Source organism: Nostoc sp. (assembly GCF_036917155.1).
Lineage (GTDB): Bacteria > Cyanobacteriota > Cyanobacteriia > Cyanobacteriales > Nostocaceae > Nostoc.
Genome location: NZ_JBALDZ010000215.1, coordinates 120,155 through 133,456, shown reverse-complemented (window position 1 = coordinate 133,456; position 13,302 = coordinate 120,155). Strand labels below are relative to the sequence as shown.

At 39.4% G+C, this 13,302-nt stretch carries 5 protein-coding genes; 3 read left to right on the top strand and 2 right to left on the bottom strand.

The window, feature by feature from the left end; translation table 11 throughout:
* Window positions 1-1,510: 1,510 nt before the first annotated feature.
* The 3 genes from V7K67_RS28455 to V7K67_RS28445 all read left to right on the top strand — a co-directional run bounded on the left by V7K67_RS28455 (window position 1,511) and on the right by V7K67_RS28445 (window position 5,520).
* Window positions 1,511-2,224 (top strand): hypothetical protein, encoded by a 714-nt coding sequence (locus V7K67_RS28455; protein ID WP_334731493.1) that lies wholly within the window; start codon window positions 1,511-1,513, stop codon window positions 2,222-2,224.
* A gap of 67 nt (window positions 2,225-2,291) precedes the next feature.
* Window positions 2,292-3,950, top strand: coding sequence for a tryptophan halogenase family protein (locus tag V7K67_RS28450; protein WP_335169401.1), 1,659 nt, complete (start codon window positions 2,292-2,294; stop codon window positions 3,948-3,950).
* Between the two features lie 16 nt (window positions 3,951-3,966).
* On the top strand, window positions 3,967-5,520 hold the full coding sequence (locus V7K67_RS28445; RefSeq protein WP_335169399.1) for a flavin-containing monooxygenase: 1,554 nt from the start codon (window positions 3,967-3,969) through the stop codon (window positions 5,518-5,520).
* Between the two features lie 402 nt (window positions 5,521-5,922).
* On the opposite strand, the gene V7K67_RS28440 is transcribed toward V7K67_RS28445, so the two are convergent.
* Complete coding sequence (locus tag V7K67_RS28440) at window positions 5,923-11,568, bottom strand: ATP-binding sensor histidine kinase (RefSeq protein WP_335169397.1); 5,646 nt, start codon at window positions 11,566-11,568, stop codon at window positions 5,923-5,925.
* A 405-nt stretch (window positions 11,569-11,973) separates the two neighbouring features.
* Window positions 11,974-13,200, bottom strand: coding sequence for a precorrin-6y C5,15-methyltransferase (decarboxylating) subunit CbiE (cbiE, locus tag V7K67_RS28435; protein ID WP_334731489.1), 1,227 nt, complete (start codon window positions 13,198-13,200; stop codon window positions 11,974-11,976).
* Between the last annotated feature and the right edge of the window lie 102 nt (window positions 13,201-13,302).

Here is a 13,302-nt window from a genome sequence, read left to right as displayed (position 1 = left end):
ATTTGTACAAGGACACATTGAAACATCGTGGCTGACGCCATCTCGTTTCAAATATTTTTATCTCTTTTCATAAATAAATTTAGGGGCTTTAAACGCTGTATTCGGGGCTAATTTTTTTTCTGTTCCCTGTTAAGAGTTCCCTGTTCCCGCCCCGAAGGGGCTTGGTAAAAAGTAAAAAGATAATCCCCTTGAAGAAGAATTCAGAAGTCAGAATTCAGGAGCGGAGCCGGAGAAGCTCCGCCTCCGGTCAGCAATCTTGACGCTTGATAGCGACGCGCAAAGCGAATCCTTGAGCGTCTGACTCGCTTGCCGCTGGCGCTATCAATCGGGGATTCAAACCCGCGACTTTCTTGTTGACCACCAAATCTACGATTTTGTGGGGGTGCAAAAACGCCGGTTATTCAGACGCTCGTGACGCTCGATAGCGCCGGCGGCAAGCGACGTAGGAGCGTCTGACTCGCTTGCCGCCGGCGCTATCGCATGATTGCGTCTCCCCGAATCACATTGGGAGAGGCTAACGCCAAGGGAGAAGACAAAGGCTTAGCTACGCTATCCGCCTTTTCGGTCAAAATTCATTCTGTACATGGATAGCGGGGCGTTTAGCCCATTCTGACTCCTGACTACTGAATTCTGTTCGATAAATAAATGATGTTGTTGGCGAATTAGTCAGGGGTCAGACCCACAAGTAGATGGTCAATTAATTTGAGAAAAGTGTGCAGTGATTGAAATGATAGTGAGAGCGGGCAGAAAAGAAGTCGCAGGTTGAGGAAAAATCGGGGGGCAAAAATTATGACACTCCATCCAACGGAACTATGGGTAATACCAGAAGAAACAGCATGAATTGCCAGAGCTGCTTTTCCCAAAGGGAATGTTTACTTCTTAATCCTGGGACATTTTATTGGACTGGTGTCCAAGTTCACCTGCAATATGCACCAGAAGAATTTGAGCGTACTGCTGAATCCACATTAATACTGTAGTATAAATAGTAATTATTGATACTACTCTTAGCTACGACAAATCTAAAAATCTTTCCAAGTGTATACCACAGGCTGCTTTCAAATTTTAGCTAGGGTAGAAGACTTAACTGACCAATTTGGTTCTTCTTGGCAAAGGAAACACTTGTATAAGACCATTTCTTAACAAGCATACTTAAGTAAAAGCTGCGTTCATTACATAGATATAGTGAAGTTAAAGTAAAAAAAACAACAGTAAATTAGCTGGTTACAATTTAGCGTTAGCCTCAATACGATATAACATAATACACTTACAATTCTGATATAGAGATTTATCGCGCTTAAAAGACCAATTATTTACCAACCCTTAACTAAACCGTATTGCAATATCACAAATTAGACATTATCTGCTATTTAAATAGTGGATTTTGAGCTAATTACTATCAAAAAAAATGGGGATTTAAAAACCAAAATTGGGGCAGATTGTCCTTTCTACAACCAAGCCAGCAAGTTACTTTTACTTGAATATTAAACATTGAAAATCGGCATCATTAAAAATGCAACAAGTACTAGCATTGATTGAAAAAAAGAAACAAGAATATGCTCAGCTGCCCTTGTTTAATTTTATGCAAAACAAAAGTATAAATCCCAGACAAAGGTTATCTTGGGCACCATGCGCCGCTCATTTTATTATGAATTTTGGAGAACTAAATAAGTATTTTTTGCGAGTAGAACCAACAAACGATCCAATTCAGGCACTAATTAACAAGCATACTTATGAAGATGACCATCATTGGCTGTGGTTTTTGGAAGATTTGAAGAACTTAGAACTTGATAAATCATTGAAATTTAGTGATGCCTTGAAATTTCTTTGGAGTGAAGAAACTAAGAATGCTCGCTGGTTAAATTATCAGCTATATCGATATACTTCAAACGCTACTCCTATTCAGAAAATTGTAATTATTGAAGTTCTTGAAGCGACCGGAAACATAATGTTTTCAGCTACGGCAGAGGTTGGTACAGAAATTAAAGCTATTACCCAAAAGCCATGCCGATATTTTGCCGATTTTCATCTGAATGTTGAAACTGGTCACATCACGGGTACATCTGGAATAGAGCAATTTTTACAAGACATTCAAATATCAGAAGAAAGTCGGCAAGAAGCTTTTGAATTAGTTGAGAACTTATTTACAGTTTTCACACAATTTACAAATGAGCTTTTGGTATATGCTAAAACCCATCAAATCGAGCAAGAATTCAAAGCTGCCTAAATTATTGATCAAGCTTTTTGTAATTGGCTTCCCTACTTAATTTTAGACTTAAAGAGGAAATTTTGCTATGTCACAGAATGTACAGAATGTACAGGATGTACAAAATATTGTAATTGTTGGTGGTGGTTCAGCCGGCTGGATGACGGCAGCTTATTTGAGTAAAGCACTAGATAAAAATATTAATATTACTCTGGTGGAATCATCTAATATCACCAAAATTGGAGTTGGAGAAGCAACTTTTAGTACCATCAAAGTATTCTTTGATTTTCTGGGGCTACAAGAATATGAATGGATGCCAAAGTGTAATGCCACATATAAGATGGCAATTAAGTTTGTCAACTGGAATGCAAAAGGGCAACACTTCTACCATCCTTTTCAGAGATATGAGGTAATTGATGGCTTTGATATCTCTGAATGGTGGCTGAAAATGAAGAAAAACCAAGAAGCATTTGATTATGCTTGCTTTCTAATTCCCTGGCTGTGCGACCATCAACGATCGCCAAAATATTTAGATGGTAAAGTCTTTGATAACAAAGTTCAAAATGAATTTTCTCAAGAGCATATCGTCAAGAAAAATATCCTGGATAAGTTAAAGATTCAGTACCCCTATGCCTATCATTTTGATGCGAATCTACTGGCAAAATTCATGAAAGATTATGCAATGGAAAGGGGGGTGAAGCAAATTGTTGATGATGTGGTGGATATTAAGTTAACTGAGGATGGGAGCATAGATAGTCTCACAACCCAAAAGTATGGGATTCTCAGTGGCGACCTTTTCATTGACTGTACTGGTTTCAGTGGTCTTTTGATTAACAAAGCCCTTGGTGAGCCATTCATTTCTTATTCAGAGTCGCTATTGTGCGATCGCGCGATCGCCATGCAAATACCAACCGATATCCAAAAAGATGGTATCAACCCTTACACCACATCAACTGCGCTTTCGTCTGGTTGGGTCTGGAATATACCTTTGTATGGCAGAAATGGTACTGGGTATGTTTATTCGAGTGCATTCATTTCTGCTGAGGACGCAGAACAGGAATTTCGCCAGCATTTGGGAGCCGCTGCTGATAATCGTCAAGCCTCTCATATCCAGATGCGGATTGGACGTAACAGAAACTCGTGGGTGAAAAACTGTGTAGCAATTGGTCTTTCCAGTGGATTTGTGGAACCACTAGAATCTACTGGTATCTTCTTCATTCAACATGGAATTGAAGAGTTAGTTAGCCACTTTCCCAGCAAATCTTTCAATCAAGAGCTAATTCACAGCTATAACAAAGTTGTCGCTGACTGCATAGATGGTGTGCGAGAATTTTTGACACTGCATTACTATGCTAGCGATCGCACCGACACGGAATTCTGGAAAGCAACTAAGAACAATATCAAAGTTCCAGAAGAACTACAGGAAAAATTAAGGTTATGGAAAAATAGACTGCCAAGCAATAAGACTATCAACCCGAAATACCACGGCTTCGAGTCTTACTCTTATTCGGTAATGTTGCTGGGGCTAAATTACATACCTGAAAGCAGTCTTCCCATTTTAGAACATATCGGAAATCACAATGCTGAGGCTGCATTTGTGGAAATTAGGGAAAGAGCCAATTACCTAACTTCAACCTTACCGTCTCAGTATGAATACTTAACTCATGTAATGAAGTCACAAGAACAGTCAGAGTATCTTAATGTGGTTAGCGATCGCTCACATCAGATTCCTGCACTAATTTCATAATTTAGGAGAATCCAAGATGACGATGAAACAAGTATGCGTGATTGGGGCTGGAGTCAGCGGATTAGTCTCAGCAAAGACGTTTCTTGAAGAAGGTTACGAAGTGACATTGTTCGAGAAACGGCAGGGACTTGGTGGTGTGTGGGAAAGGTCGAGGGCTTACCCAGGACTGTCAATTCAAAATCCCAGAGACACCTATGCTTTCTCAGACTTTCCTATGCCTGCCTCTTATCCAGAATGGCCTTCAGGAGAGCAAATATGCGCTTACCTTGAATCCTATGCCCAACACTTTGGTGTCACAGAAAAAATTCAGTTCGGTGCGAACGTCACTAAAGTGGAGTGCAAATCAGGAAATACTCCTGGATGGATGGTTAGTGTTAGCTTTCAAGAGGATAGTAAGGAGATCGGAAAACAAAATTACGAGTTCGACTTTGTGATTGTGTGCAATGGCACTTATGATATTCCCTACATTCCTAACTTGCCGGGGATGGAAGAGTTCATTGCCGCTGGAGGTCAGGTAATACATACTAACAACTTTAATGACGGCTCTGTAATTGAGGGTAAGCGAGTGGTTGTTGTCGGTTTTGGCAAGTCAGCCACCGATTTGGCGAATCTCGCAGCTAGCAAGGCCAAGGAATGTACCCTTGTCTTCCGTCAAGCACTGTGGAAAGTTCCCAACTTCTTTCTTGGTCTGTTGAACATCAAGTATATTTTCCTGACTCGGTTTGCAGAAACTTGGATGCCCTATCATAAACTTCAAGGATGGGAAAAGTGGCTGCATAGTTTTGGCAAGCCACTAGTGTGGGCATTCTGGCGGCTAAATGAGACTCTCCTACGCTTACAGTTTCCCCTTGATGCTTGTGGGATGGTGCCCAAACAACCGATGAACAAATTGATTGGTTGTAGTATTGGCTTAGTGCCTAAAGGCTTTTTTGAGCATGTATGTGCGGGTAAAATTCGTGCTATCAAGACAAAGATCAACAAGTTTTTTGCTAGTGGCGTCGAATTGGATAACGGCGAACAAATACAGGCAGATGTTGTTGTCTTTGGCACAGGTTTTCTTCAGGATATCCCCTTTTTAGAAGAGAAGTACCGCAGACACGTATTTGATGAGGAAGGCACTATCCATCTTTACCGCCATCTGATTCACCCTCATGTTCCACAGATGGGTTTTGTTGGTTATAACTATACTTTCTGTGCCCAGTTATCAGCAGAAATTGGTGCTAGGTGGTTATCAGAGTATGTCAAAGGAAATTTACCTTTACCATCCCCGCAACAGATGCTAGAGGATGTAATAACAGAGTTGGAATGGAGGAAGAAAGATAGACCTTATGCTTTCGTCAGTGGAGCCTGTGTAACTCCTTTTACATTCCATTACATTGATGAGTTGCTTCAGGATATGGGTTTGAGTAGCCGCCGTCAAGCAGGGAACTTGGTTGGGGAGTTTTTGATGCCAATAAATCCATCTGCCTACAAGCATTTGGGTGAGGAATTACAAGCAAAACAAAAACAACATCCATCTCTCAATGATTTGGCGATCACGGCAAATGTAGAGGTGACAAGCGTTCGTTGATATCTCCCGAATATGGTTCAATACGCTTGGGTTAAGCATTTCTTTCTTTTCTCTGCGTCCTCTGCGTCTTCTCTACGAGACGCTACGCGTTCACGCAGTGTCTCGCAGAGAAGGCGGTAGCCTGCGGCAAGCCCTCAAAAAAGTTTTTGTAAGCTTTGTCTAGATTAATAGCTACGCACTGCAAAACAGAAGAATAGCAGTCTTGCTTTAACCAAGGGTACTCCACTTTTAATTGAGGCAGTAAACCCTTGTATACACTGATCTTTAACGCTATCATTGCCCAGAATTCATCCCACACTCCCCTGAGTACAGGGTGAGACGTGGGGCTTCTTCTACTCTAGCTAAATTTACGTGAGTCTCTGTTGGAGACTAACGTAAATTTTCCAGTATCGTTAGCTTGTCTTATTGTTGCAGTGGAATCTCAATCACAAACTCAGTCCCCTCTCCCAGAGTTGATTCACAGCTTAATTGACCCTTGTGTTTGTCTACTACCACTTGATAGCTAATTGATAACCCCAACCCCGTACCACTTCCTACTGCCTTAGTGGTAAAAAATGGATTAAATATTTTCTGCTGCACCTGTGCAGTCATCCCATAACCGTTATCAGCAATCCGAATCTTCAATGTGTTTACTTCTCCTAGTTCAGTACGAATACGAATCTGAGGATTTTTCCTTGGAGAATCTTCTCTATTGTTGTAGTCGTCTAAAGCATCGATCGCGTTACTTAAAATATTCATAAACACTTGGTTGATTTGACCAGCATAGCAAAGAACATCCGGTAGTTGTGCGTATTCTTTAAAGACTTCAATCTCTAACCGATGTCTATCGACAAGCCGCTTTGCGTCTACGCTCTTTTCCTTGAGTCGGTGTTGCAAAATCATTAGAGTACTGTCGATACCTTCATGAATATTTACAGGCTTCATTTCCGATTCATCTAGACGAGAGAAGTTACGTAAGCTCAGAATAATATTTCGGATACGGGAACTTCCCACCTTCATCGAGTCGAGAACCCTTGGGAGGTCTTCTATCAGGAATTCTAGATCCACTTCCTCAATTTTTTGCTCCATTATTGCTGAGGGATGGGGATATTGTTGCCGATAAAGATTAACCAAATCTAGCAATTGTTGAACATAGTCACTTGCGTGAGCAATATTACCATGAATAAAATTGATGGGGTTATTAATTTCATGGGCAATTCCCGCCACCATTTGCCCTAAGGAAGACATTTTCTCACTTTGGATTAATTGACTTTGGGTACTTTGTAATTCTTCTAGGGCTTCTTGCAAATGCTGATTTTTTTCGTTAAGTTCTGCTGTTCTTACTACCACCCTTTCCTCTAGTATATGACTGTATTCCTCCAATTGACCGTTCGCTTTAGCCAAATTATTATAGAGAATGGCATTTTCTAAAGAGATTGCAGCTTGGATAGTTAAGAGCTTGAGAACTTCTAGGCGATTGTGTGTAAATGCTCCTGTAGTTAAATTATTTTCTAGATAAATCAGCCCCAGTAATTTACCTTGATTAAGCATCGGAATGCATAATATGCTCTTTGGTTGCTCACGGTTAATATAAGTATCTACTGCAAAAGAAGCTTTCGCTTTAATCTCATCAATTACTAATATTTCTTGGGTTCGTTTGACATAATTAATCAAAGAAATAGGAACACAATCGCTGGATTCTAAAGGAATAGATAAAAACTCAGTGTGAGTAGCTGCAAAAGTTGAACCAGAACTAATTGCGGCAATAGTTAAGTCTAAGTTATTAGCTTCACTCAATATCAGCACGCATTTAGAAGCTCCTGCATTCTCCATGACAACTTCCATCAAAGTAGAAAGGAGTGCCTCCAGTTCAATCTCTCCAGAAACTGCTTGAGAAGCTTTAATGACAGTTCCCAAATCTAACATATCTGAAATATTAGTGTTGGAGCCAATCACAGTTTCACTCGTAACAAGAGTAGATTTATTGCTAAGTGTAGATAGATGTAGGCTCAGTTCGGGTAGATTTTTTTCACTGTAATAATAGCTAGATTCTTCTTGCTGAATGATGGGGATAAGTAATTGAGGATAGCGTTTTTGCAAGTCATAAACTTTGGCTAATGCTCCCCAGCGAACATAGCAATAGTAGGCATCAGTGAGGTATAATTGGGCGATTCTTTGTTTACCCCATTTGAGATAAAATTTAGCTGCTAATTCGTAAGCAAGAGCTTCTTCGTTAGTATATTCATTTTCTTTGGCAAGGGAAATAGCGCACTCATAATTATCTATTGCTTCAAGATATTGACCAATAACTCGATGTCGTTCTGCCTCTACTAAATAAAATTTATGCAAGTGATTCATGGGAGCCTGATCTGCCCAGGTTTGCATTTTTTTCTGATTTTCTGTCACTCTATGCAGAATTTCTTTTTGTTCAAATTGATCGGAATCAGAATAGACTGCTAGATGCGTCAATGAATCGTAGAAATAGAATTGAGCAGTAACGAACATACCGACACCAGCATGTAAGTACTTTTCTACCGTGACTGTATTTTTCAGAGCTTGAGAGTAATCATCTAGCAGATAACATAGCTGAAGTTTGCAGAAATATAGGAAAAAAAGTGCTACTCCATCTTTAGCTTTAAGATGAAGTGGCAGCATTTTATCTTCATCATACGCTGCACCAATTAAACTCTGTGGATTTTGAACATTTCCTAGAAGATTCAATAATGTTTGCCGAAATATTTCATTCCAATAAAATACTCTTTCTTGCTTTATTTGCTTAATGGTCTTGCTATATACTTCTATATCTTGTTCAAGTTTTATTAGTTCTTGTCCTGTAAAGTATGCATGTTGGGAGTAACCATAAAGAGCGTAAGCTGCAAATTCCATATCTCCTACTTCGAGATTAATCGTATAAGACTCAAGTAAGGGTTTCAATGTTTGCTTTAGATGCTCTTTCCAATGTCTGACAAGGTGATTAAATGTTTCCATCACCTTGCCAGTTACTTCTTTTGTTTGGAAATTAGGCAACAAACTATCAGCTAGTTTCCCAAATTTATATCCAGAATCAATATCTCCTATTACCCCACACAACATTACTCCATACATCACATACGCAAAAGCAGACAAAGGAGAATTACCAAATTTGATCGATAAATTGATCTGTTTCAGAATAATAAACAGTAATAATTCCGGCGCAACTGTATAAGCAAGACCAATTGTACTAGATAGAATACGCATGATTATCAGTGGTTGCGCTTCTGTTATTTCCGGCAGTTCAATTAAGTCTTGAATGGATCTATGAGCCAATTTTACATATGTTGTCTCTATTGCTAACTGAATATCTGATTGGCTGGGATTGGTAGGAAACTCTACTCCCAAAGTTTTCAAAAAGGTTTTTGCAATATGGACAGCTTCTAGTTCTTTTCCTTGTGCGCCATAAGACTGTATTTTAACTTCATAAGCTTTCACTTGATCTAGTGGCGTTTTCGCTTTTAGCAACACGGCCTGGATAAATTTTTCTGTATATTCAAAGTCACCACTGAGATATGCCGCTTCTGTTGTCGTATTATACAAAGCTAAGGTGATATCGTATTGAGTATCCCAACTATCATCTGCTAGTAGGTCAATTCCAGTAGTTAAATACTTAAGTGCCGATGAATAAGCTGTTGATATCAAAGCTTTACGTCCAGCAATCAGACTCATTTCAGCTAACTCATTACGTTTAGCTTGATGGGTGATAAATTCGGCTGCAATATTGAAATGATTGACAAGCTCAAAAATATTTTCTTCCCGTTCGGTAACTGGAGTATTTTTCAAGAGAAGCAGCCCAATTTTTAAGTGTATTTGCTTGATTTTGTCTTTGGGAATTAGAGAATAAGCTGCTTGCTGAACTCTGTCATGTACGAATTTATATTTTGGTAGTTGGGAATTATTAATTGATAAATTTTCTGATTCTCTCGTTGAAAAGCTTAATAGTTGTCTATCATTTTCTGGTGTAAAATTATAACCATCTTTTTGAGGTATAACCAGTCCTTCAAGTAATGCTTGCCATAAGTCAGAAGCAGTATCTACTACAGATTTTTCATTAACAAGTGACAACATTTTCAAGTCAAACTCATTCCCAATGCAAGCAGATAGTTTTAATACATTTTGTACATTTTGGGGCAATTTTCCTATTTTTATGCCCATAAACTCTACTATATCATCTGTAAGAGATAAGATTTTAATTTTGGTAATATCATAACTCCAATGACCTGCATCAAAATCTAATTTAATTAGTCCGTCATCATATAATAACTTGAGAAATTGAGATGCAAAAAATGGGTTTCCTTCAGTTTTTAAAAACACCATTTGAGTCAGAGGTACAGCAATAGCTTCTGGACAGCGCAAGGTATCAGCAATCAGTTGATTTAAATCAACCTGACTTAAAGGTAAGAGTTTAATTGTATTAATTATTCCTCCTGTATTGATAACTTCTTGTAGTGTCAAATGTAGCGGATGTAGATTTGACACTTCATTATCTCTATAGGCGCTAATTAGTAGTAAACTACCTTTATTTTCATGTATATTCTCTTGATCCTTAGCCAGGCGAGAAGAAGTTCCATCCATTAATAATTGAATAAACTTTAAGGAAGCCGTATCTGCCCATTGCAAATCATCTAAAAAAATAACCAGAGGATGATCTTTAGTCGTGAACACCTGAATAAACCTCTGGAATAATAAATTGAAGCGATTTTGAGCGGCGCTACCAGCAAGTTCAGCAGATGGAGGTTGTTTACCAATAATTATTTCAAGTTCAGGAATTACATTAATGATTATCTGAGATTGCGTACTCAATGCCGATAAAATTTTGCTTTTCCATTGTTGAATTTGGGCATCTGTTTCGGAGAGTATTTGACTAATTAAATCCCGCAAAGCTTGCACCAATCCTGACAACGGTATGTCACGTTGGAATTGGTCAAATTTTCCTTTGATAAAGTAACTACGCTGTCTGGCAATGGGTTTATGGACTTCATTAACCACAGCAGTTTTACCAATCCCTGAGTAACCAGAGACTAAAATCATTTCCGTGCTTCCCTTTGTCACTCGGTCAAAAGTAGTGAGTAGAATTTCAATCTCTCTTTGACGACCATAAAGTTTTTCAGGAATAGCAAAATGATTTGAGATATCCCGAATCCCCAATTCAAAGGCTGTAATATTTCCTTTCTCTTGCCATTGGTTTTGACATCTCTCCAAGTCATACCTGAGTCCATGAGCACTCTGATATCGGTCTTCGGCATTTTTTGCCATCAGCTTGCTGATAATATCAGATAAAATTGTGGGAATATTGGAGTTAATATGACTGGCTTTTGGCGGTTCTTTGGCAATGTGAGAGTAGACTAACTCCATCGGTTCAGTAGTGCTAAAGGGTAACTGCCCTGTCAGGAGTTCAAAGAAGGTGATACCCAAGGAATAAAAGTCGGTACGGTAATCTATACCTCGATTCATGCGTCCTGTTTGTTCAGGGGAAATATAAGCTAGAGTACCTTCTAGGACGTTGGGATTTGTGAGAAATTGAATTTCTTTTGGTAATAGAGTCGCAATACTAAAATCGATGATTTTGGTCTTACCTGTTATCGGATGAATCAAAATGTTAGCAGGCTTGATATCTTTGTGGATGATGCGATGGTTATGTAGCCGTTCCAAAGTTGCGCTAATTTCAATGGCAATATCGAAAAACTCACTGAATGAAACAGAATTATTTCCTTTTTTCTGCTCTTCTTGCTGCCAGAGATTAAGGGCAATACCACCAAAATCTTCCATTACTATAACATATCTATTGTGGTATTTTTCTAAACTTATTAGTTTAACTATGCCTGATATTTCAAGATTCTGGGTAATCGTGTATTGATTATGAAACTGATTAATCTCAGCAAAATTAGGCTCTTCATTACGCATCAGTTTTAAAATAACTGATTGCTGATCTTTTTGTCTAATAGCTCGATATACTAAGGTTTTCTTACCTAAATATAATTGCTTAATAATGCGATAGCCAAGTATAGGAAATAATCTATCTGATTCTACTAACATTGTATCTAATTATGATAATTTTATTTCTATAGGTTTAGTATACCCAGAGCATAGTTGCTACTATCAGTGAGCAGTACGATTTTGTGAAGTGCTAAAAATTAGGGTTATTAATCACTAATTTACAGCAAATTGTAGGTGGCTGAGGTACAACAATATCAGTGTATTAACGGTTAATGAGCCGCCATTTATGTTTAGTTTCTTAAAAAAGCTGTGATTTGACATAAATCTTAGACATCTTAACCACAGATAGATATTCATTTTGGTGTATATAGAGGTAGAGAATATACTTACAATTGTTCATAGTTTTGACAGCAAGATACATTTTATAACCAATGCTGTGTATAGCAATACGAGAATTTACGTAAGTTATCACCAAATTACAAATGCGATCGCACCCATACACCATTAACCATTAAGTTTTTCAGACTTCACTACTACCCATTGCGTCACAGGCGTCATCGCTCGCCAGCCCAGAAATTTACCAATAGGTTCCGCTCGTTGGATGACAATACGAGTTAAATCGCCACCGACTCGCTCATACCATTGAAATAAAGTTTGCTCACCCTCTACTGTCACAACATTCGCCACCAAACGCCCGCCCGCCCGCAGGGCTTCCCAGCAAACATCAAAAAGTCCCGTTGCTGTAACTCCACCACCAATAAAAATAGCATCTGGTGCTGGCAAGTCTTTCAGGACATAGGGCGCTTTCCCTTCAATGATTTGCAGATTTGGAGTACCGAGAGTGGTGGCATTATCGGCAATGTAAAGTAGTCTAGAAGAATTTTGTTCGATTGCGATCGCTAGACACCGAGGATGACTCCGCATCCATTCAATAGAAATTGAGCCGCAACCTGCGCCAACATCCCACAACAACGCTCCCGGTGTGGGTGCCAAAGCCGCAAGGGTAATTGCCCTAACTTCACGTTTAGTTAACTGTCCATCGTGGTGATAGGCGTTATCTGGTAATCCTGGTAACTTTGGTAATGGGATAACCCCAGCATCAGCAATACAATCAACTGCGATCGCATTCAAAGCCGCGACTTCAGTTTCACTCCAAGATGCAGCCGTACCTTTGATAATTTTTTCATGAACACCGCCTATACGCTCCAATACGGTGATTTTGCTGCCACCATAGCCGCGATTTGTCAAAATTTGAGCAACAATGGCGGGTGTGTCCTTCCCTTCACTCAAAATCAACAGCCGCGCTTTTGGGTAAATATAAGACTGAAGCAGAGAAGATGGACGACCATTTAAACTCAAGGTTTCCACCTCAGTTAAAGACCATCCAACTCTGGCACAGGCGAGACTGAAGGCTGAAGGTGCGGGGATAATCGTCATTTCAGAGACCGGAATTCGCCGCGTTAAGGTGACACCAATGCCGTAACACATGGGATCGCCGCTTGCGAGTACGCAGATTGATTGACCCCGACGCTGGATGATTTCGTCAATTGAAGTGCTAATGGGGGATGCCCAAACTAGTTTCTCGCGTTGGTCATTTGTAGGGAGCATTGCTAAATGGCGATCGCCTCCCACAATTACTTTAGCTTGATCGACTAGAGAACGAGCGATCGCGCTTAACCCCTGTAACCCATCTTCCCCAATGCCAACGATAGAAAGCCATTTCTCTGTCATATTAATTTATAAACATTTGTCTACATTATTGGCAACTACAGCAGTTTGCAAGTAACTGAGGTACAAAAGGTAGGACTCAAGATTATATAAAGAGCTTATTTA

Bases quoted from the DNA above. Each gene is read 5' to 3' on its own strand.
- V7K67_RS28455 (WP_334731493.1), top strand. From the start codon at position 1,511: ATGCAACAAGTACTAGCATTGATTGAAAAAAAGAAACAAGAATATGCT.
- V7K67_RS28450 (WP_335169401.1), top strand. From the start codon at position 2,292: ATGTCACAGAATGTACAGAATGTACAGGATGTACAAAATATTGTAATT.
- V7K67_RS28445 (WP_335169399.1), top strand. From the start codon at position 3,967: ATGACGATGAAACAAGTATGCGTGATTGGGGCTGGAGTCAGCGGATTA.
- V7K67_RS28440 (WP_335169397.1), bottom strand. From the start codon at position 11,568: ATGTTAGTAGAATCAGATAGATTATTTCCTATACTTGGCTATCGCATT.
- cbiE (WP_334731489.1), bottom strand. From the start codon at position 13,200: ATGACAGAGAAATGGCTTTCTATCGTTGGCATTGGGGAAGATGGGTTA.